The organism is Isoptericola sp. NPDC019571, assembly GCF_044389385.1.
Classification (GTDB): domain Bacteria; phylum Actinomycetota; class Actinomycetes; order Actinomycetales; family Cellulomonadaceae; genus Isoptericola; species Isoptericola nanjingensis.
This window is the reverse complement of sequence record NZ_JBIRXZ010000004.1, coordinates 128307-149618: the sequence shown is the minus strand read 5'-3', so window position 1 is coordinate 149618 and position 21312 is coordinate 128307. Positions and strand designations below refer to the sequence as shown.

14 protein-coding genes are annotated in these 21312 nt (G+C 71.6%); 8 read left to right on the top strand and 6 right to left on the bottom strand.

The window, feature by feature from the left end; translation table 11 throughout:
- The first annotated feature begins 59 nt into the window (after window positions 1-59).
- Entirely contained in the window at window positions 60-1415 is a 1356-nt protein-coding gene (locus tag ACH443_RS08870) for an MFS transporter (protein WP_430555604.1), read from the top strand.
- 84 nt (window positions 1416-1499) lie between these two features.
- On the opposite strand, the gene ACH443_RS08865 is transcribed toward ACH443_RS08870, so the two are convergent.
- The 4 genes from ACH443_RS08865 to ACH443_RS08850 form a co-directional block, all read right to left on the bottom strand.
- Window positions 1500-2972, bottom strand: a complete 1473-nt coding sequence (locus ACH443_RS08865) for an MDR family MFS transporter (protein WP_430555688.1) — start codon at window positions 2970-2972, stop codon at window positions 1500-1502.
- 450 nt (window positions 2973-3422) lie between these two features.
- The gene (locus tag ACH443_RS08860; protein ID WP_430555603.1) at window positions 3423-4766 is read right to left on the bottom strand and encodes an MFS transporter; all 1344 of its coding nucleotides are present in this window, start codon (window positions 4764-4766) and stop codon (window positions 3423-3425) included.
- A 102-nt stretch (window positions 4767-4868) separates the two neighbouring features.
- Complete coding sequence (locus ACH443_RS08855; RefSeq protein ID WP_429762826.1) at window positions 4869-5960, bottom strand: inositol-3-phosphate synthase; 1092 nt, start codon at window positions 5958-5960, stop codon at window positions 4869-4871.
- On the bottom strand, window positions 5957-6631 hold the full coding sequence (locus ACH443_RS08850) for a PadR family transcriptional regulator (protein WP_429762827.1): 675 nt from the start codon (window positions 6629-6631) through the stop codon (window positions 5957-5959). The genes ACH443_RS08855 and ACH443_RS08850 overlap by 4 nt, the downstream gene beginning before the upstream one ends.
- A gap of 311 nt (window positions 6632-6942) precedes the next feature.
- Here ACH443_RS08850 and ACH443_RS08845 point away from each other — a divergent pair, with 311 nt between their 5' ends.
- The 5 genes from ACH443_RS08845 to rplI all read left to right on the top strand — a co-directional run bounded on the left by ACH443_RS08845 (window position 6943) and on the right by rplI (window position 11416).
- Window positions 6943-9492 carry a transglycosylase domain-containing protein gene (locus tag ACH443_RS08845; protein ID WP_430590088.1) on the top strand — a complete coding sequence of 850 codons (2550 nt, stop codon included), beginning with the start codon at window positions 6943-6945 and terminating at the stop codon, window positions 9490-9492.
- Window positions 9493-9649: 157 nt separating this feature from the next.
- Window positions 9650-9940, top strand: a complete 291-nt coding sequence (rpsF, locus tag ACH443_RS08840) for a 30S ribosomal protein S6 (RefSeq protein WP_429762829.1) — start codon at window positions 9650-9652, stop codon at window positions 9938-9940.
- Between the two features lie 129 nt (window positions 9941-10069).
- A complete protein-coding gene (locus ACH443_RS08835) occupies window positions 10070-10624 on the top strand; it encodes a single-stranded DNA-binding protein (protein ID WP_429762830.1) in 555 nt (184 codons plus the stop codon).
- 86 nt (window positions 10625-10710) lie between these two features.
- Window positions 10711-10947 carry a 30S ribosomal protein S18 gene (rpsR, locus tag ACH443_RS08830; RefSeq protein ID WP_100422261.1) on the top strand — a complete coding sequence of 79 codons (237 nt, stop codon included), beginning with the start codon at window positions 10711-10713 and terminating at the stop codon, window positions 10945-10947.
- Between the two features lie 19 nt (window positions 10948-10966).
- Window positions 10967-11416: a 50S ribosomal protein L9 gene (gene rplI / locus ACH443_RS08825; protein ID WP_429762831.1), complete on the top strand. Its 450-nt coding sequence runs from the start codon at window positions 10967-10969 to the stop codon at window positions 11414-11416.
- Between the two features lie 77 nt (window positions 11417-11493).
- Here the strand turns inward: rplI and ACH443_RS08820 are convergent, their stop codons facing one another.
- On the bottom strand, window positions 11494-15600 hold the full coding sequence (locus tag ACH443_RS08820; RefSeq protein WP_430590087.1) for a carboxypeptidase regulatory-like domain-containing protein: 4107 nt from the start codon (window positions 15598-15600) through the stop codon (window positions 11494-11496).
- A gap of 292 nt (window positions 15601-15892) precedes the next feature.
- Here ACH443_RS08820 and ACH443_RS08815 point away from each other — a divergent pair, with 292 nt between their 5' ends.
- Window positions 15893-16471, top strand: a complete 579-nt coding sequence (locus ACH443_RS08815; protein ID WP_429762833.1) for a winged helix-turn-helix domain-containing protein — start codon at window positions 15893-15895, stop codon at window positions 16469-16471.
- Window positions 16472-16513: 42 nt separating this feature from the next.
- On the opposite strand, the gene ACH443_RS08810 is transcribed toward ACH443_RS08815, so the two are convergent.
- Entirely contained in the window at window positions 16514-17818 is a 1305-nt protein-coding gene (locus tag ACH443_RS08810; protein ID WP_430590226.1) for an MATE family efflux transporter, read from the bottom strand.
- A gap of 444 nt (window positions 17819-18262) precedes the next feature.
- Between ACH443_RS08810 and dnaB the strand changes: the two genes are divergently transcribed.
- Window positions 18263-20860 (top strand): replicative DNA helicase, encoded by a 2598-nt coding sequence (gene dnaB, locus ACH443_RS08805; protein ID WP_429763212.1) that lies wholly within the window; start codon window positions 18263-18265, stop codon window positions 20858-20860.
- The last annotated feature ends 452 nt before the right edge of the window (window positions 20861-21312 follow it).

The following is a 21312-nucleotide window of genomic DNA, read 5'->3' as shown; positions in this document are numbered from 1 at the left end:
CTCACGCTTGCGCGCGGGCCCGACGGCGAGCCCCGGAGCGCGACGAGCGGAGGCTGGGCATGAGCGGTTCCGGTATGACGGCGGGTGGTGCGCCGGGCGGGACGGCCGGTGGCGTGAGCGGAGCGGGCGGCGACGCGGGGGCGCGCGACCGGCGGGCGCGCCTCGTGGTGACGGCGTTCTACCTGGTGCAGGGCATGTGCTTCGCCGGACTGCTCGCGCAGGTGCCGACGCTGCAGCACGACCTGGGCATCTCGGACGGCACGCTGACGCTGATCCTGCTGCTGGTGCCGGTCGTGGCCGGTGTCGGCAGCGTGCTCGCCGGTGCGCTCGCCCCGCGGGTCGGCAGCGCGCGCCTGCTGCACGTGTGCGGGCCGCTCGTGGCGCTCGCCGTCCTGGGTGCGGGCCTGGCGCCGACCGTCACGATCCTCTACCCCGTGGTCGCGGCGGTGGGGCTGCTGCTCGGCCTGGTCGACGCGAGCATGAACATGCAGGGCGTGGAGGTGGAGCAGCGGTACGGCCGCAGCCTGCTCAACTCCTTCCACGGCGCGTGGAGCGTGGGCGGCATCCTCGGGTCCCTGGCCGCCGTGCTGGCGCACTCGCTGGGCTGGTCGCTCGCCGCCGGGCTGGGGCTCGTCGCCGCCGTGGGCGTCGCCGTCGACCTCGTGGCGACGGCCGCGGCGTCCGAGGACGGCGCGCCGCGCCCGGACGCGCGGGAGGCGGTACCAGGCGTGGTGACGGCGGAACCCCCGCTGCGCACGGTGACCGGCGTGCCCGAGCCGGCGGGGCCGGCGGGCCGGGAGCGGGCCGACGCCGGCGCGTCGCGCGCCGCCCGCCCGCCGTGGGGCCCGCTGGTCCTCGTCGGGCTCGCCGTGACGATCGTGTACGTCGCGGACTCGGCGACGTCGAACTGGTCCACCAAGTACATCCAGGACGCGCTGGGCGCGGCGGCGAACGTCGCGCCGCTGGGGCTTGCCGCCTACCTCGGGTGCCAGCTCCTGGGGCGGCTCGCGGCGGACCGGCAGGTCAACCGGTTCGGGCCGGTGGCGCCCGTGGCCGTCGGCGGGATCGTGGGGGCGGCCGGCCTCGCCGCCGTGACGCTCGCCCCCGGGCCGTGGGTCGCCGTCGTCGGCTTCGGGCTCACCGGGCTCGGGCTGAGCGTCGTGGTGCCGTTGGCGTTCTCGGTGGCGGGCCGGCTCGACCCCGAGGGGACGGGTGTCGCGGTCGCGCGCGTGAACCTCTTCAACTACGTGGGGTTCGTCGTGGGGGCGGGCCTGATCGGCGGCGTCGCCGAGCTGCTGAGCCTGCGGCTCGCCTTCGCGGTCCCCGCGCTGCTGGCACTCGGCGTGATCGCACTGGCGCCCGCCTTCAAGGTCGCGGCGCGCGACGGCGTCGCCTCTCCTGCCGTCGCGCCCTGACGTCGGGGACGACGACGGGCGGCCACCGTCGTGCGACGGTGACCGCCCGTGGCGGCGCCCCCGGCCCGTGACGGGGCCGACCGGTCAGTGCGCCGCCGGCATGCCCTCGCCCTCGGGGGAGGCGGGCACGCGCCGCAGCAGGAGCGACAGCCCCACCGCGACGAGCATGATCGCCGCGCCCCAGACGAACGCGTCGCCGACGCCCTCCGCCAGCGCGACCTGCGCCGTCGCGCCGTCCTCCAGGAGGGCGACGGACCGCGTCGTCATCACCGCGACGAACATCGCGGTGCCGGCCGCGCCGGCGAGCTGCTGCACCGTGCCGATCGCGGCCGACCCGTGCGAGTACAGGGGCGGGGTGAGCGACGACAGCGCCGAGGTGAACAGCGGCGTGAACATGAACGCGAGGCCGAGGCTGAGCGTCACGTGCAGCGCCAGGATGTACCAGGGCGACGAGTCCGCGTGCACCTGCGTGAACAGGGCCAGCGCGATCGTCACGACGACCAGGCCCGGCGTGACCAGCGGGCGCGGTCCCACCCGGTCGTACAGGCGGCCGACCGTCGGGCCGAGCAGGCCCATGAGCAGGCCGCCCGGGAGCACGATGAGGCCGGTGGCCAGCGGCTCGAGGCCCATCGCGTCCTGCAGGAACAGCGGCAGCAGGATCAGCGAGCCGAACATCGCGAGCATGCCGACCGCCATGATGGCGAGGCCGACCGAGAACCCGCGGAACCGGAACACGCTCAGGTCGAGCAGCGCGCGGTCGTCGCGGGCCAGGAGGAGCTGGCGCCACGCGAAGAGGCCGAGCACCGCGACACCGACGACGATCGGGATCCACGGCGCGACGGGCGGGGCGTGCCGCGCGGCCTCGCCGATGCTGGACAGGCCGTACACGAGTCCGCCGAACGCCACGGCCGCGAGGAACAGCGACAGCGGGTCGAGGCGCGAGTGTGTACGGTCGGCGACGTCCCGGACGTACAAGAAGCCCATGACCAGCGCGAGCAGGGCGATCGGGAGCACGATGCCGAAGACCCAGCGCCAGCTCAGCGCGTCGAGGATGATGCCCGAGATGGCCGGGCCGAGCGCCGGCGCGGCGGCCATGACGATGGAGATGTTGCCCATCACCTTGCCGCGGATCGCCGGCGGCACGACCGTCATGATCGTGGTCATGAGCAGCGGCATCATGATCGCGGTGCCCGACGCCTGCACGATGCGGCCGCCCAGCAGCCACCCGAAGCCGGGGGAGAGCGCCGCGAGGAGAGTGCCCGCGCTGAACAGCGACATCGCGAGCAAGTAGGCGCCGCGGGTGCCGAGCCGCTGCAGCAGGAACCCGGTGGCCGGGATGATGACCGACATCGTGAGCATGAACGCGGTGGTCAGCCACTGGCCGGTGCTCGCCGTGATGCCGAGGTCGGTCATGAGCGGGGCCAGGGCCACGCTCATCGTCGTCTCGTTGAGGATGACGACGAACGCGGAGCCCAGCAGCAGCGCGATGACGGTGAACTGCTGGCGCGTGAGGCGCTGGGGCACCGCCTCGTCGATGACGATGCCGCGGGCGGGCAGCGTCGTGTCGGCCGTGCCGGGAGATGCGGTGGCGGGAGTCGTCAGGGTGGCCTCCGGGGTCTGCGCGTCGGGTGTGACGGTGGTGTCTGTCGGTCGGGGGGCTGGCACTCTGTGCTCCGCTCGCGTCGTGCCGGGGAACCCGGCGGAGGGCAGGGGAGGGCCGACGCCGGTGGGCGCGGCACGTCGTCGTGGTCGGTCGTGGTCCGGAGGTCACCCCGGTGCGATCATCGTGCGGTCACCGGACGGGCGAGACCGTACTGTGTACGACCACGAACCATCCTGCGATATTCCCGCTTCCCGTGACGACCTGATTTTCGGTCGGAACTCGTCGGTCGTCGCGAGAGCGGGCCAGGACGAGCGCGGGACCTCAGCCTGCGGCTCGGGCAGGGGCCGGAACAACGACCGGTCCGGGAACGGTCGTGAACCGTCGGTTCACGATCCGCGCGGGCGTCAGGCGCGCGCGGCGGCGTCCCCGGTGCCCCCGGCCCGGCGGACGCGGGCCGGCACGTCGACGGGCGTGCGAGCCCCCCGCGTCGCCATCAGCAGCGCGGCGAGCACGTAGGCGACGGCGAGGCCGACGAAGACGCCGCGGGACCAGCCGGTGTCCGGCAGGGTGAAGGCGGCGAGGGCGGCGGCGCCGACGAACGCGGCGTTGTAGAGCACGTCGTAGAAGGCGAAGGCGCGGCCGCGGAACTCGTCCTCGGCGTCGCGCTGCACGATCGTGTCCACGGCGATCTTGGTGCCCTGCGCGGCCAGGCCGAGGAGCGCGGCCCCGGTGTAGACGACGGCGCGTTCCGGCGTCGTGACGAGGAGCAGCTGGCTCGCGGCCGCGAGCAGCAGCATGACGGCGATCCAGCCCTGCGGGCCGGTGCGACGCGAGAGCGTCGGCGTCAGCACCATGGCGAGCGCGCCGCCGGCGCCGGTCAGGCCGATGACGACGGCGAAGGTCGCCATCCCGGCGCTCTGGCTACCGGGGTCGAGCAGGTTCCGCGAGATGAGGATCGACGCGATGAACACCACGCCGTAGAGGAAGCGGTGCACGGCCATCGCGAGCAGCGCCTGGCCCGGCGTGCGCCGCGCGACGAGGTAGCGGGCGCCGTCGGCCAGCCCGCGGGCGACCTTGGCGATCTCCCCGCGCAGGTCGGCCTCCGCCGGCTGCTCGGGGCCGAGCTGGGTGCGCCGCAGGCGCGTGGCGAGCAGCGACGCGACGCCGAAGACGAGCGCGGCGCACACGAGCGCGGACGAGTCCTTGACCCGGCCGGGCTCGAACGCCAGGCCGAGGACGAAGCCGATGCCGCCGCCCACGAACGCGGCGCCCGCGCCGAGCGTGGGGGACAGCGAGTTGGCGGTGAGCAGCAGCGGCCCGTCGACGACACGCGGCAGGCCGGCGGACAGCCCGGCGAGAAGGAAGCGGTTGACGGACAGGGCCGCGAGGCCGATGGCGTAGATGGCCCAGCCGACGCCGCCGGCGAGCATGACGCCAGCCATCGCGAGCGTGAGCACCAGGCGTACGGCGTTGCCCCACACCAGCACCTGGCGGCGCTGCCACCGGTCGAGCAGCACGCCCGCGAAGGGGCCGACGATCGTGAACGGCGCGAGCATGACGGCGAACGCGCCGGCGATCGCGGCCGCGGTGCCCTGCGACTCGGGGGAGAAGAACAGCAGGGAGGCCAGGCCCACCTGGAACATGCCGTCACCGGCCTGCGAGACCAGCCGGACGGTGAAGAGCTTGCGGAAGCCCTCCAGCCGCAGCAGCGCGCGCAGCTCGTGCCAGGTCTCGCCGAAGGCTCCCACGTGCCCTACCTTCCCATGCCCGGTTCGTCCCAGGCAGAGAGGCCTTCCCCCGCCGTGACGGGGGGGGAAGGCCTCTCTGTCGCCGTGTCGGTGGTGGCGGCGTCAGCGCTCGACGTCGCCGCGGATGAACGCCTCGAGCTGGGCGCGGCCCGCGGTGTCCTCCATCTGCACGGGCGGGGACTTCATGAAGTAGGTCGACGCCGAGAGGATCGGGCCGCCGATGCCGCGGTCCAGCGCGATCTTCGCGGCGCGGACGGCGTCGATGATGATGCCGGCGGAGTTGGGGGAGTCCCACACCTCGAGCTTGTACTCCAGGTTCAGGGGCACCTCGCCGAACGCGCGGCCCTCGAGGCGGACGTACGCCCACTTGCGGTCGTCGAGCCACGCGACGTAGTCCGACGGGCCGATGTGGACGTTGCGGTCCTCCTTCTTGCCGCCGAGCGGGCCCGCGAGGTTCGAGGTCACCGCCTGCGTCTTGGAGACCTTCTTCGACTCGAGCCGGTCGCGCTGCAGCATGTTCTTGAAGTCCATGTTGCCGCCGACGTTGAGCTGGTACGTGCGGTCGAGCACGACGCCGCGGTCCTCGAACAGCTTGGCGAGCACGCGGTGCGTGATCGTGGCGCCGACCTGCGACTTGATGTCGTCGCCGACGATCGGCACGCCGGCGTCCTCGAACTTCTTCGCCCACTCGGGGTCGGAGGCGATGAAGACGGGCAGCGCGTTGACGAAGGCGACCTTCGCGTCGATCGCGGCCTGCGCGTAGAACTTGTCCGCCGCCTCGGAACCGACGGGCAGGTAGGAGACGAGGACGTCGACCTTCGCGTCCTTCAGCGCCTGCACGACGTCGACCGGCGCGGCGTCCGACTCGTCGATCGTGGCGGAGTAGTAGTCGCCGAGACCGTCGAGGGTGTGGCCGCGCTGGACGGTGACGCCGGTGGGCGGCACGTCGGCGAACTTGATCGTGTTGTTCTCGGAGGCGTGGATCGCCTCGGCGAGGTCGAAGCCGACCTTCTTCGCGTCGACGTCGAACGCCGCGACGAACTCCAGGTCACTCACGTGGTAGTCGCCGAGCTGCACGTGCATGAGGCCGGGGACGGTGTCGGTCGGGGCGGCGTCGCGGTAGTAGTGCACGCCCTGGATCAGGGACGATGCACAGTTTCCGACACCGACGATGGCAACGCGGACGGAGGTCATCCTCGCTCCTTGTTTCTCTGGGCCGGGGCGTCCTGCACCCCGGCGCTGTGGTCGCGGGCGCGGCCGAGAGCACGGTCGCGTTCCGTGGTGATGAGTCCGTCGAGCCAGCGCACCTCGCGCTCGACCTGTTCGAGCCCGTGGCGCTGCAGCTCGAGGGTGTACTCGTCGAGCCGCTCGCGGGTGCGTGCGGCAGACTCTCGGACCGCCTCCAGCCGCTCGGTGAGCCGGGTTCGCCGGCCTTCGAGGATACGGATGCGGGTCTCGGCGTCCGTCTGCGCGAAGAACGCGAAGCGGACGTCGAAGTTCTCGTCCTCCCAGGCGGCCGGGCCGGACGACGCGAGGACGGTCTGGAGGTGCTCCTTCCCGTCCGCGGTCAGCCGGTACACGATCCGCCCGCGCCGGCCCGACAGCGGTGCCTTGCCCGAGGACCTGGCCCCGGCCTGCCGGGATCCCGACGCCCGCGTCGCGGGGGCCGGAGCCTCGCGCTCCGTGGTCTCGATGAGACCGCGCGCCACGAGGGACTTGAGTGCCGGGTAGAGGGTGCCGTAGGAGAACGCGCGGAACGAGCCGAGCAGCAGGTTGAGCCGCTTGCGCAGCTCGTACCCGTGCAGCGGGGCGGAGTTGAGCAGGCCGAGGATGGCCGTCTCGAGCACCACAGACCTGCTGCGCACGAGGGTTCCCCTTCCCGTCCTGTCCCGATGTCGCTGCCGACCCGTCGTCACGACGTATCGAGTCGATACATCGTGAGAATAGGACTCGCCGACATGGTCGTGCAACGGGAAGCGCCCGGCGCGGGCGTCCGGGGAGTTGTGAAGGTTCCGCGGAGCGCAGGCCAGAGGGCTGCGGACGCCTGGGGGCGAACCGTCGCCCGGGGCGCCCGAGGCTCCCGTCGGCCCTGCGGCATCGCCTAGTGTTCCCTGTGGTCCGCAGGCCGGCGCACTCGACGAGCACGACGCCGGTCCCGCACGACGAAAGGCTTGACGTGGCGAGGAGACGTCGCTTCTGGAACTACCCGCGCCCGCACAAGGGCCCGGTGCAGCGCTGGCTGCCGTCCTGGCGCATCGTCGTCGGCACCCTGCTCACCGGGACGGCGCTGGGCGCCGGTCTGTTCGTGGCCGCGTGGAGCACGACGACGATCCCCAAGAACCTCGACGAGGTGAACAACCAGGCCACGACCGTCTACTGGTCGAGCGGCAAGCCGATCGGTCAGTTCGCCGAGCAGAAGCGGGAGCTCGTCAAGCTCGACGACCTGCCGGCGTACGTCGGGAACGCGGTCGTCGCCTCCGAGGACGACACGTTCTGGACCAACAACGGCATCGACCTCAAGGGCATCGCGCGCGCGGCCTACAACAACGTCAAGGGCGGCGGGCGGCAGGGAGCGTCCACGCTGACGCAGCAGTACGTCGAGCGGTACTACCTCAACACCGAGGACTCGTACGCGGGCAAGGCCCGCGAGGCGATCATCGCGCTCAAGGTGGCGCAGACCCAGCCCAAGGAGCGGGTGCTCGAGAGCTATCTCAACACCATCTACTGGGGCCGCAACACCTACGGCATCCAGGCCGCGTCGCAGGAGTTCTTCGGCAAGGACGCCAAGGACCTCACGCCGTCCGAGGCCGCGATGCTGTCGGGGATCATCCCGTCGCCCAACAACTGGGACCCGTCGGTCGACCCGGACCAGGCCAAGGAGCGCTGGAAGCGCAGCATCAACCGGATGTACGAGCAGGGGTACATCACCAAGGACGAGCGGGCGAAGGCGGAGTTCCCGAAGTTCAAGAAGAAGAAGGAAGCCACCAACACCTGGGGCGGCCAGAAGGGCTACCTCATGGCCCAGGTGCGCAAGGAGCTCGTCAGGTCGGACAGCAACCCGGACGGCCCGCTCGAGTCCGAGCAGGAGCTGGAGACGCGCGGCCTCAAGATCACCACGACGATCGACCAGAAGCTGCAGAAGGCGGCCGTCGAGGTCGAGAAGACGCTGCACGAGGACGGCCAGTACGGCAAGGCGAACAAGAACGTCCGCATGTCGCTGGTGTCGATGGACCCGAAGACCGGCGCGGTGAAGGCGCTCTACGGCGGGCCCGACTACGTGAAGCAGTCGCTCAACACCGCCACGCAGGACGTGGTCCAGGCCGGCTCGACGTTCAAGCCGTTCACGCTCATGGCAGCCCTCGAGAACGACCACACGCTCGAGGAGAAGCTCGACGGGAACTCCGGAAAGGTGTTCCCCGACGCGAACAACGGCGAGGACTGGAGGGTCCCCAACTTCGGCGGTGCCAACTACGGCGGCAGCATCGACCTCACCACGGCGACCGCGCACTCGGTCAACACCGCGTACGTGCAGCTCAACGAGGAGGTCGGGCCCGAGAAGACCCGCGAGGTGGCCGAGCGCGCGGGTATCCGCAAGGACGAGAACTACCCGCTGACGGCAGGACTGTCGAACGTGCTCGGCGTCGACTCCGTGCGACCGGTCGACCTCGCGCGGGCCTATTCCACGATCGCGGCGGGCGGCTACCGCACGACGCCGCACATCGTGTCGAAAGTCGAGACGCTCGACGGCACGGTGCTCTACGAGGCCCCGCAGGAGCAGGAGAAGGAGTTCGACGCGGACGTCACCACGGCGGCCACCTATGCGATGACGAAGGTCGTCGAGGACCCGACCGGCTCCGGCCGGGTCGCGCAGGAGCTGGGCCGCCCCGTGGCCGGCAAGACCGGTACCTCGAACGACAACAAGTCGGCGTGGTTCGCGGGCTTCGTGCCGCAGCTCACGACCGTCGTCGGCCTGCGCCAGTACAAGACGCTCGACCTCGAGGCGGGCAAGATCGCCGGGCAGGACGACATCGACGGCTTCGGCGAGTGGCCGGAGATCACCGGCGGTACCTGGCCGGTGCGCGCGTGGACCGACTTCATGCAGGTCGCGACCGAGGGCATGGACGTCGAGGAGTTCCCCGAGTACGTGCCGGCCCAGCCGACCTTCACCCCGTCGCCGACGCCGAGCGAGACCGAGGAGGAGAAGGTCACCGTGCCGGACCTCGTCGGCCAGGACGTGGCGAAGGCGACCCAGGAGCTGCAGGGGCTGCAGCTCGTGGTGCGGACGCAGGCGCGGGACAGCGACGAGCGCAAGGGCCAGGTGCTGGAGATGTCCGGCGTGGGCCAGGAGGTGCCCGTGGGCACCACCGTGACCCTCGTCGTCTCGACCGGGCAGCCGGACAAGCCGGAGCAGGTGGCTGTGCCGAACGTCGCCGGGCTGAGCCTCGAGGACGCACGGAACCAGCTGTACGGCGACACGCTGAACCCGTCTCCCCAGGCGAAGGAGGAGTTCAGCGACTCGGTCCCGGAGGGCACGGTCATCGGGACCGACCCCGGCGCCGGCCAGCCCGTCGACCCCGGGTCGAACGTGACGATCATCGTGTCCAAGGGCCCCAAGAACCAGGAGCCCGACCCGACCGACTCCCCGACCGACGACGGCGGCAACGGGAACGGGAACGGCAACGGCAATGACGACGACCCGCTCGGCATCATGGGCACCGACAACTGACCGATTTCCGGGACGGCCGCAACGGCGGGTATCCTGGTCGACTGGCTGTGCCCACCACCCCGGACCGTTCCGGGGTGGCGCGCGGCCGACGCACGCAAGAACCCTCCTGTCACGGAACGACCGTGACCGCTGAGACCAGAGGAGGTGGGTTGAACACATGCGTCAGTACGAGCTGATGGTGATCCTGGACCCGGAGGTCGAGGAGCGCACCGTGGCCCCGTCGCTGGACAAGTACCTGACGGTCATCTCGACCGAGGGTGGGTCCGTCGACAAGGTCGACATCTGGGGTCGTCGCCGCATGGCGTACGACATCAACAAGCGTTCCGAGGGCATCTACGCCGTCGTCGACTTCACCTCGACGCCGGCCACCGCGAAGGAGCTGGACCGCCAGCTCGGCCTAAACGAGGCCGTGCTGCGCACCAAGATCCTGCGCACCGACGCCCGCTGAGACCTGAACCGAAACTCTGCCCCCGTCGCGGGCGGCGTCCCGGGCCAGCCTGTGGACGCAGACATCGTGAATGTCACAGCCCCGTGATGGGATCCCCTCACGACTCTCGGACGAACGAAGGAGCATGGCATGGCTGGTGAGACCGTCATCACGGTCGTCGGAAACCTGGTCGCGGACCCGGAGCTGCGCTTCACCCCGTCAGGGGCTGCCGTCGCCAACTTCCGCATCGCGTCCACGCCGCGCACGTTCGACCGCCAGACCAACGAGTGGAAGGACGGCGAGGCGCTGTTCCTCGCCTGCTCGGTCTGGCGCGAGGCCGCGGAGAACGTGGCCGAGTCGCTGACGAAGGGCATGCGCGTCGTCGTGCAGGGCCGTCTGACTCAGCGCTCGTACGAGACCCGCGAGGGGGAGAAGCGCACCGTCGTGGAGCTGCAGGTCGACGAGGTCGGCCCGTCGCTGAGGTACGCCTCGGCGAAGGTCACCCGCGCCCAGCGCTCCGGTGGCGGCGGCGGCTTCGGCGGTGGCGGCGGCAACCAGGGGGGCGGCTACGGCGGCCCCCAGGGTGGCGGCGGCCAGCCCGGCGGAGGCTTCGGTTCTTCCGGCGGCGGTCAGAGCAACGACCCGTGGGCCACGGCCGGTCCCGCCTCCTCCGGTGGCGGGTTCTCGGACGAGCCCCCGTTCTGATCGGCGCCAGTCCCCAGATCACCCGTCCTCCGACGCCGGCCCCGGCCGGTGCCTCGTGAGGACAGCACCTGTGAAGGAGCAACACCATGGCGAAGCCTGTGGTGCGCAAGCCCAAGAAGAAGGCCAACCCGCTCAAGACGGCCAAGATCGAGTCCGTCGACTACAAGGACACCGCGCTGCTGCGCAAGTTCATCTCCGACCGCGGCAAGATCCGCGCGCGTCGCGTGACCGGCGTCTCCGTCCAGGAGCAGCGCCAGATCGCCCGTGCGGTGAAGAACGCCCGTGAGATGGCGCTGCTGCCGTACTCGTCCTCGGCCCGCTGACCGGAAGGATCACTGAATCATGTCGAAGCTGATCCTGACCCACGAGGTCACCGGTCTCGGTGAGCCTGGCGACGTCGTCGAGGTGAAGGACGGGTACGCCCGGAACTTCCTCATCCCGCGCCGTCTGGCCACCCCCTGGACCAAGGGCGCCGAGTCCCAGGTCTCCGCGATCCGCAAGGCCCGCAAGGCCCGCGAGATCGCCACGCTGGACGAGGCCAAGGCGGTGGCCGACTCGCTCGCCGCCAAGACGGTCGTCGTCACGGCGAACGCCGGCGAGTCCGGCCGCCTGTTCGGTGCCGTCACCACCGGTGACATCGCCGACGCGGTCGTGGCCGCCGAGGGCCCGCAGGTCGACAAGCGCAAGATCGAGATCGGCCAGCCGATCAAGACGACCGGTGAGTACACCGTGTCGGTGCGCCTGCACCCCGAGGTCTCCGCGAAGATCGCCGTCAAGGTCGTCGCCGGCTGAACGCCTGACGCCTGACGGTCGAAGGCCCCGGCCCCCGCGAGGGGGTCGGGGCCTTCGTCGTTCGTCCTGTCAGGCGATCAGGGCAGCGGCTTCAGGTCGATGTCGTAGACCGAGGTCTGCCCGGCGACGATCTGGGCGGTGCGGACGGCCGGGACGAACCCGTTCGCCGCGACGACCAGCTGGAGCGGTCCGTTGGCCTTGGGCATCCAGTACCCGTACGTGCCGTCGGCCCCCGTGACGAGGGTCTTGTCGGACGCCTTGCCGTCCAGGTGCACGACGGCGCCGTCGAGCGGCCCGCCGTCACCGGTCACCGTGCCGGTGACCTTGCCCCACCCGGTCGGTGCCTTCACCGTCATCAGTGCTGCGACGGTGGGCGCCTCGTACGGGGTGTCCCCGGCCGCGGTGATCGTGGCCGAGTACGCCCCGGGCTGCTCGACCGCGGCGGTGAGGGTCACCGCGGCCTGCACGGACGCCCCCGGCGCGAGGGAGAGCTCCGGCGGCTGGACGTCCAGCCACTCCAGGCCGCCCCCGCCTGCCGCCTCGCCCGAGACGTTCATGACGATGTGCATCCCGGCGTACCCGATGTCCGCCGTGTCGGTGGGCTCCGGGAGGTCGCAGGCCTCCGACCGCAGGTACGACGGCGCCGTCTGGCCGGCGTCGTTGGACCCGATGAAGAACCAGCCGCCGGCCGGCACGTCGATCTCGACGACCAGGGTGCCGTCGTTCGGCACCTCGCCCTCGACAGGCACCGAGACGACCGTGCCGCCGGCGCTGGTGCCGACCGTCGCCTCCGCGCTGCCGATCTTCGTCATGTTGGCGTAGGTCAGCGCCCCGTCCAACGTGTACAGGTTCACGGTCAGCGGCTGCGCGACCTGGGCGGCCTCCACGGCGAACGACACGCTCTTCACGTCGAACGTGCCGTCGATGCCGAAGTCGCTCAGCGTGAACGTGCGCAGGTAGCCGTTGTCCTGGGTGGTCACCTGGTTGGTGCACGCCACCGAGTTGTTGGCCACGACGTCCTGCGACGCCGAGTGGGTCAGGGTCGTCTCGTCGAGGGGGACGGCCGACAGGTCGGGGGAGACGGTGCCCGCCTTCGCCCCGGACGTCGCCAGGCCGCCCTGCTTGCCGTCCGACGTGCCCAGCCCGGGGCCGGCGGGTGTCGTCGACCTCGGCACGGTGGCGTCGTCCGTGACGTGGTTGATCACGGCGCCCTCGGTCCCCTTGACCCCGAGCATCTCGAAGCCGCCGCCGCCCGTGCCCAGCGAGACGTCCACCGGCTCGGTGCCGGTGTTGGTCACCCGGAACGCGCGGCTGGCGGTGGCGCCCATCCCGATCGAGGCGGAGACGCTCTCCTTGTTGACCTCGAGCCGGCCGGCGCCGAGCGCGACGTTCCGCGTCACGACCTGGCCGTCCTCCGTGAGCGCCGCGTTGCGGGTGGCGCTCGCGTACGCGTCCTTCGCGTAGGTGAGGCCGTACCGCTCCAGCGGGAGCCGGGCGGCGTAGGTGCCGTCCGCGCCGGTGGTCACGACCGCTTCGTCGCCGTCGTCCTTCGACGTGATGGTGACGGTGGCGCCCTCCAGCGGCTCGTTCGTGTTGCCGTCGCGTACCGTGCCGGCCACGGACCCCATGCCGGCCAGGTCGTAGGTGACGGACAGGCCCTCGGCCACGGCCGGGGTGTTGTACGAGAACTGCGACGCGACCGCGCCCGCCGCGTCCTCGATGCCGATCGTGGCGGAGTCGCCGCGCGCGGTGGTGGTGTCGGTGACGGGGCCGTAGCCGAGGGTGACCCGGCCGTCGGCGAGGAGGGTGGCGGAGAAGTTGACCCGGTCGGTCTCGGGCCGGTACTTGCGCACGTTGCGCCACTCGACGACGAACGCGTCGACGCCGTCCACCGTCGTCGTGCCGGTGTAGACGGCGGACTCCGCGTCCACGTTGAGGTCGTCCCAGAAGGGGTAGACCGCGGCGTTGGGCGCGGCCGCGCTCGGGAGCGCGCCGTTCGTCAGGCTCGTCGACGAGGCGAGGAAGTTCAGGAACCCGTTGGTCGACACGTACGCGGTGTCGTACGTCTCGCCGTAGAACGGGAAGCCGAACGGCAGGTCGACCGACGCCGCCTTGTCGTCGCCGGTGAGGGCCAGCAGCGTGTCGCCGGTCGCGACGCCGGCGGTCCCGGTGGAGCAGTAGTACCCGTAGGCGTCGATCAGCCGCTTGAGGGCGGCGTCGACGGACTCGTCGCCGTCCACCACGACCTCCGTGCTGAACGGCTCCGCGCACGTGCCCGCCGAGACGGTCAGGGTGTACGTGCCGTCGGGCACGCCGGGGATGGCGTAGGTGCCGTCCGTGCCGGTCGTGACCGGGTCCAGCGGGCCGGAGAGGGCGACGACGGCGCCCGGGGTGGGCGACCCGTCCTTCTCCGTGACCGTGCCGGAGACGGTGCGCGTGGGCGCCCGCTCCAGCGTGATCGGCAGGGTGACGGTCTCGTCCACGACGACGGCGACGTCGGCCGGCGCGGAGGCGAGGAAGCCGAAGGCCTGGGCGCTCACCGCGTAGTCGCCGACGGCGAGCTCGGCCGTGAAGGCGCCGTCGTCGCCCGCGGTGACGGTGCGGTCGCGGTCGCCGTCGAACGTCACCTGGGCGCCGGCGACGGGGGTGCCGTCGGTGGCCGTCACGGTGCCGGTGACGATCCCGGTGTCGCCCACGGGTGCGGCGTCGAGCAGGGCCATGACGTCGAGCTTGCCCTCGCCCCACACGTTGTTGTCGTCCGCGGTGCCGCCGCACGTCGTGTCGTCGACGTCGACCGCGGCGCCGTCGAGCAGCGCCTGCGTCTCCTCGATCTGGCCGACGAGGCTCGGCGCCGCGCTCCACAGCAGCGCGATCGCGCCCGCGAGGTGCGGGGCGGCCATCGACGTGCCGTTGTAGGACGCGTAGCCGTCGCCCGGGACGGACGAGCGCACGTTGACGCCGGGGGCGGAGATGTTCGGCTTGGTCCCGCCGTTCTCCCCGGTGCCGCGCGACGAGAACGACGCGATCGCGCCGGAGGAGTCGAACGCGCCGACCGCGTAGGTGGCCTCGTTCGCGCCGGGCGACGACGTGGACCGGCAGCCCGGCCCCTCGTTGCCCGCCGACCAGGTGCCGAAGATGCCGGCGGCCTCCCACGCCGCGATCTCCTCGGCCATGAAGTCGTCGATGGCGCCCGACGCGTTCAGTCCCCAGGAGTTGTTCACCACCTGGGGACGCTTGCTCGGGTCGGGGTCGCTGCCGTCGGTCCGGGTGGGCGCGAGGACCCACTGCCCGGACTCGAGCAGGTCCGCGTCGGAGCAGGTGGAGCAGCCGTTGGCCGCGATCCAGTCCGCGCCCGGCGCGACACCGATCTGGTTGCCGGCGCCGTCGTCGCCCACCATGGTGCCCATCGTGTGGCTGCCGTGGCCGTCGGTGTCACAGGGGGAGCCACCGGCGCAGGCGTTCGACGAGTCGAACCAGTTGTAGTCGTTCACCACGCTGCCGTCGGCCTGCAGGCCGCGGTAGTGCGGCGCGAGCGCGGGGTGGTCGCCCTGCACGCCCGAGTCGATGTTGGCGACGGTCACGCCCTCGCCCGTGTACCCGAGGGCCCACGCCTCGTCGGCGTTGATGGCCTGGAGCCCCCACTCGACGGACTGCGTGCCGCGGACGGGGGACTTGGTGCGCTCGACGGGCTCGACCAGGTCGAACGTCTGCGGCGCGGAGATCGTCTCGACCTCGGGGGACGCCGCGAGCGAGGTCGCGAGGGCGGCGTCGCCGTCGCGCACCAGGATGCGGTTGGAGATCCAGAAGGACTCGTGGGCGACGCCCGCGGCGTCGAGCTCCTTCAGGAGGTCGGCCTGCGCGTCGTCGGCGACGGCGGTGAGGGTGTCGTAGACGTACCGCCCGCGGTCGTCCCAGTCGGCGATGTCCTTCGCCGCACGCAGGTCGGCCGTGTCGGCGAGGTCGAGCCAGAAGTCGGCGGGGCCGGCGTCGAGGTCCTTCTCGACGGCGGCCCCGATCTTGTCCGTGGGGTCGGGCACGTCGGCGGACGGGGCGAGCGGCGGGCCGTCGTCGGCGAACGCCGGCGCGACCCCGACCGCGGACGTGGCGAGGAGGGCGACGGCCGCGCTCGTCGCGACCCACCCCCTCCTGGTACCGGTCGATGTCCCGTTCGACTCGGTTCGCATCGATCTCGTGCGGATCGGTGAGTGCACGCTTCCTCCAGGTGAGGGAGCCCCCGGGTCCGGGGGCGTCGTGACGGGCGCCCGGTCGGGGCCCACCCTCCAGCCCATCCGGCGTTCCTCCGGCGGACAAGGACGGTCGGCGGCCAGTTTCCGGTCAACCCGGGGGCAGGCCCGGGTCGGTTCCGGGCGTCGTCGGCGGGCGGTCCCGCCTGAACTCTGATAGGCACCTGGGTAAACGATGTCCGCTCAACGATGTCCGCGAACCTGCCCGGAGCGCGTCGGACGGAGGACGGCTATGCCCCCCAAGAACGTGGTCGAGCCGGTCGGCGGTTACGTGCTCTGCATCGGGCTGCCGCTGCAACGGGTGGGCGAGGTGGCCCGCCTGCTGCGCGGCCGGGCGGCCGTGATCGCGACCGCCGACACCGACGGCGCGCGCACGCTCCTCGGCCCGCCCCCGCCCGCGGTGCTGCCCGACGACGAGGGACCGCACACGCTCGAGGTGCACGCCCGCGCCCCCGCCCCGCTGTCCGGCGAGGTCCCGGTCGTCGCCGTCGCGCCGGACCGCGACCCGGCGCGGCGGATCGTGCTCGGCGCGCTCGAGGTCGACCTCGCGGCGCGGGAGGTCATCGCGGGTGGCGTGCCCGTGCACCTGTCGATCCGGGAGTTCGACCTGCTGGTCGTGCTCGCGTCCGCGCCGGACCGCGTGTGGTCGTTCGCGGAGCTCACCAGCACCGTGTGGCGGACCGGCTACCTGGGTGACCCGGACCCGGTGGTGTCCGCCGTGAAGCGGCTGCGCAAGCGGCTGCGCGTGCTGCCCGAGCTGCGCGTCTCGTCCGTGCGCGGCATCGGCTACCGGCTCGTGGTGCCCTCGTGACGGCGTCGCGTCACACGGCGTTCACCGGACGGGCCGGCGGCGTCACGCGCCCGTGACCATCCAGCGGTCGCCGCGGGCGCGCAGGCCGGTCGTGAGGGCGCGGGCGAGCATGAACACGCCGGCGAACGCGCCCCACAGCCACGCCAGCCCGAGCGCGCCGTCGGGCGCCCAGGCCCGGACCGCGAGGGCGAACGGGACGTAGACCACGAGGGTCAGCATCCCGGCCCAGGCGAGGAAGCGGCCGTCGCCGGCGCCGATGAGGACGCCGTCGAGCACGAACACCCAGCCCGCCATCGGCATGAGCACGCCCGTGACGACGAGGCCGGCGGTGATCGCGAGGCGCACGTCGTGGTCGGACGTGAACAGCGGGCCGATCCACCAGCCGGAGACGGCGAACACGACGCCGATGACGACGCCGGCGCCGACGCCCCACTGCAGCGAGCGGCGCAGGACGGCGCGTACCCGCCCCACGTCGCCGGCCCCGAGACCGTGGCCCACCAGCGCCTGGCCGGCGATGGCGAGCGCGTCGAGGGCGAACGCTGCGAGTCCCCACAGGCTGTTGACGACCTGGTAGCCGGCCAGCGCCGTCGCGCCCAGGCTGGTCGCGACCGCGACGGTGAGCAGGATGGCGAGGCGCAGCGACGCCGTCCGGACGAACAGCGGCGCGCCCGCCCGGGCGTTGGCCCAGATACCCGCGTGGTGCGGCCGCAGCGACGCGTGGTGGCGGCGGGCGCCGCGCACCACGACGACGGTGAGGACCGCACCCATGCCGAGCTGGGTGGCCGCGGTGCCGATGGCGGAGCCCGCGATCCCCAGGCCCGCGCCGTACACCAGGACGACCGACAGGATCGCGTTGACCACGGCGCCCGTCGACGCCACCCACAGGGGCGTGCGCGTGTCCTGCAGGCCGCGCAGCACGCCGGTGGACGCCAGGACGACGAGCATCCCGGGCAGGCCGATCACCGACCAGCGCAGGTAGGTGGCGGCGTAGCCCGCGACGTCCGCGCCGGCGCCCATCGCCCCGACCGCCCAGTGCGCCCCGACGGCGAGCACCGCGGCCAGCACGACGCCCAGGCCGAGGGCGAGCCACATGCCGTCGATGCCGGACTGCAGTGCGTCGCGGGTGCGGCCGGCGCCGACGAGGCGCGCGACGGCGGCCGTGGTGGCGTAGGCGAGGAACACGCACAGGCCGACGAGCGTGACGAGCAGCGTGGACGCGACGGACAGGCCGGCGAGCTGCGCGGTGCCGAGGTGGCCGACGACGGCGCTGTCGACGAGCACGAACAGCGGCTCGGCGACGAGGGCGCCCAGCGCGGGCAGCGCGAGGGCGAGGATGTCGCGGTCGATGCGGCGTCGGTCACCCCTGTGGTCGCCCCTGTGGACAACCTTGTGGGCGGAGTCGGCGGGCGGGTGACCCTCCGGCGGCGTCGGTGAAGGAGGGGTGGCGCCGGGGTGTCCGGCGTCTGGATCCGGGGTGCGGTGCACCTCACCCAACTTTCTTCTCCTCCACAGCCTGAGGGTAACGTCGTCGCAGGTCAGGGACCTGCCGAAAGTTGTACACAGCCGATATCCCCAGTTGTGCACATGCCTGTCCACCGCCCGTGCACAGCCTGAGGCGCATATCCACAGGCCCGTCCACACCTGTGTCCACACCGTCGATTGCGCACGGTCGCGGGCGCGCCTAGCGTCGTCCGCGGTGTCAGAGGGCCACGGTAGAACGTGGACCTGACAGCGGGAGTCGATGTCCGGTGACGGACCGGACGCCGGCGACGGCGGGGGAGCGGGGTGAGCATGTCGATCGAGGAGCTCGAGGCGGGCTATCAGGGGGCGCCCGGCGCCACCTTCGACCGCACACCTCCTCAGGACGTCGCCGCCGAGATGAGCGTGCTCGGCGGCATGCTGCTCTCCAAGGACGCCATCGCCGACGTCGTCGAGCAGATCCGCGGCAACGACTTCTACCGCCCCGCGCACGAGGCGGTCTACGACGCCATCATCGACCTGTACGGCCGGGGCGAGCCCGCCGACGCCATCACCGTCGTCGCCGAGCTCACCAAGCGCGGCGAGCTCGCCCGCGTCGGCGGCGCCCCGTACATCCACGACCTCATGGCCGGCGTCCCCACCGCCGCCAACGCCGGCTACTACGCCCGCATCGTGCAGGAGCGGGCCGTGCTGCGCCGCCTCGTCGAGGCCGGCACCAAGATCGTGCAGCTCGGCTACGCCACCGACGGCGGCGACGTCGAGGGCATCGTCAACACCGCGCAGGCCGAGATCTACGCCGTCACCGAGCGCAAGACCTCCGAGGACTACCTGCCGCTCGCCGAGATCATCGGCGGGACGATGGACGAGATCGAGGCCGCCGGCAACCGCGGCGAGGGCATGGTCGGCGTCCCCACCGGCTTCGCCGACCTCGACCGGCTGACCAACGGCCTGCACCCCGGGCAGATGATCGTCATCGCCGCGCGACCGGCCATGGGTAAGGCGCTCGCGCTCGACACCCCGCTGCCCACGCCCTCGGGCTGGACGACGATGGGGGACGTCGCGGTGGGCGACGAGCTGATCGCCGCCGACGGCACGCCCACGCGTGTCGTCCGGGCGACCGAGGTGATGACCGGGCGGCCGTGCTACGAGGTCGTCTTCGACGACGGCACCACGATCGTCGCCGACGCGCAGCACGAGTGGTCGACGAGCACCCGCGCCCAGCGGCGGAAGGTGCACCACGGGCAGGCGCCTGAGTCCGAGATCCGGACGACGGAGGAGATCGCCGGATCATTGCTCTGCGCGACGGCGGATCGTCGGGCGAACCACTCGATCGCGACGGCAAAGGCTCTCGATCTTCCCGACGCTGACCTTCCGCTCCACCCGTACGTGCTCGGTGTGTGGCTCGGTGACGGACACTCGTCGTCCGCACGATTCACGTCAGCAGACCCCGAGATCCCGATGCGGATCGAAGGACTCGGCTACGTCGTCGGCGAGCGCACCTCAGTTCCAGGTGCGGCCAAGCTGTACCAGCTGCAGCTGCCCGGTGACGGCCCGGTCTCCACACGACGCTGCGTCGTCTGTGGCACCGAGTTCGTGCCCAAGCTCGCCCATGTCAAGACGTGCGGACGTTCCTGCGGAGGCAAGTCGTCTGCAGTGTCGCCTCGATCTGCTGCGCCGACCTGCTCGGACTGTGGTGGGCCGAGCTCGGGTCATCGCCGGTGCATGGAATGCCACGAGCATCACGGCAGCGTCTCTGCGATCCTGCGGACCCTCGGAGTGCTGGGCGACAAGCACATCCCCGACGCGTACCTCCGAGCCAGCGAGTCGCAGCGGCGCGAGCTCCTGGCCGGGCTGCTCGACACTGACGGCACCGTGAACCGAACCGGGAGCCCGCAGTTCACCGTGACCAGCCGGAGGCTCGCCGAAGGGTTCCGCGAGCTGGTTCACAGCCTGGGCTACCGCACCGGCTGGTGGGAGAAGACGGTTCGCGGCAGGAGCGCCGGGTCGTCGGTCGCCTACACGATCACCTTCACCACCGACGACGAGGTCTTCGGACTCGAGCGCAAGCGCCTCGTGCACAAGGAGCGCCGTAGGCCTTCGACGGCGAAGCTCACGTCGCGGTTCGTCGTCGAGGTGAGGCGTATCGACTCGGTGCCTGTGCGCTGCGTGGAGATCGAGCACTCCTCGCACCTGTACCTCGCGAGCCGGTCGATGGTCCCGACGCACAACTCGACGCTGGCCATCGACATCGCGCGGGCCGCGTCGATCAAGCACGGGCAGTCGTCAGTCGTCTTCTCGCTGGAGATGAGCCGCAACGAGATCACGATGCGTCTGCTGTCCGCGGAGGCGCGGGTCCACCTGCAGAAGCTGCGCAACGGCTCCATGGGCGAGGACGACTGGCAGAAGGTCGCCAAGGTGATGGGCCGGGTCTCCGAGGCGCCGATGTTCATCGACGACTCACCGAACATGTCGCTCACCGAGATCCGCGCCAAGTGCCGGCGGCTCAAGCAGAAGCACGACCTCAAGCTCGTCGTCATCGACTACCTGCAGCTCATGACCTCCGGCAAGAAGGTCGAGTCGCGACAGCAGGAGGTCTCCGAGTTCTCCCGTGCGCTCAAGCTTCTGGCGAAGGAGATCGGCGTCCCCGTCATCGCGCTGTCGCAGCTGAACCGTGGTCCTGAGCAGCGGCAGGACAAGAAGCCGGCGATGTCGGACCTTCGTGAGTCGGGATCGATCGAGCAGGACGCCGACATGGTGATCCTGCTGCACCGCGAGGACGCGTACGAGAAGGAATCGCCCCGTGCTGGCGAGGCCGACCTGATCGTCGCCAAGCACCGTAACGGCCCCACCGACACCATCACCGTCGCGTTCCAGGGCCACTACTCGCGGTTCGTCGATATGCAGTCCTGACGGGCTGTCGTGTCGACGTGCAGGCGATCCTTCAGAATCTTACAGATGTGCTTCATAAGTGATTCTGAACGGGGGGGGTTCAGTCAGCCTGAATCCTGTCGTACGGCCGGGGACATAGCCCGACCAGCAGGTAGCGCGCCGCCGCAGCAGGGGCGCAACGCTTGAGCTCGGCTCCTGCCCTTGAGTCGCAGCGCACCGGCCGCCATACTGGTTTCCGATACTCGACCTCAGCAATCGAGTTTCCACGACGCCAACCTCGTGAACGCTCGGGCTACCGACCCGATTCGCTACGGCCTGACCAACCGGACCCGCTGGTTCAGTTGATGTCGAGTCCGGAGGGCGCGTAGCGATGGTGGCGAAGACACCAGACCAGGTCGTGATTCCGTCTGCTCGCACGGGCCGGCCTCCCACGCGAGTGCGCGAACACCGTGCGGATGATGCGGTGCGCATCG

Coding starts and splice junctions, on each gene's coding strand:
- dnaB (WP_429763212.1), top strand. CDS start 18,263: ATGTCGATCGAGGAGCTCGAGGCGGGCTATCAGGGGGCGCCCGGCGCC.
- rpsR (WP_100422261.1), top strand. CDS start 10,711: ATGGCGAAGCCTGTGGTGCGCAAGCCCAAGAAGAAGGCCAACCCGCTC.
- rpsF (WP_429762829.1), top strand. CDS start 9,650: ATGCGTCAGTACGAGCTGATGGTGATCCTGGACCCGGAGGTCGAGGAG.
- ACH443_RS08815 (WP_429762833.1), top strand. CDS start 15,893: ATGCCCCCCAAGAACGTGGTCGAGCCGGTCGGCGGTTACGTGCTCTGC.
- ACH443_RS08820 (WP_430590087.1), bottom strand. CDS start 15,600: ATGCGAACCGAGTCGAACGGGACATCGACCGGTACCAGGAGGGGGTGG.
- ACH443_RS08870 (WP_430555604.1), top strand. CDS start 60: ATGAGCGGTTCCGGTATGACGGCGGGTGGTGCGCCGGGCGGGACGGCC.
- ACH443_RS08835 (WP_429762830.1), top strand. CDS start 10,070: ATGGCTGGTGAGACCGTCATCACGGTCGTCGGAAACCTGGTCGCGGAC.
- rplI (WP_429762831.1), top strand. CDS start 10,967: ATGTCGAAGCTGATCCTGACCCACGAGGTCACCGGTCTCGGTGAGCCT.
- ACH443_RS08855 (WP_429762826.1), bottom strand. CDS start 5,960: ATGACCTCCGTCCGCGTTGCCATCGTCGGTGTCGGAAACTGTGCATCG.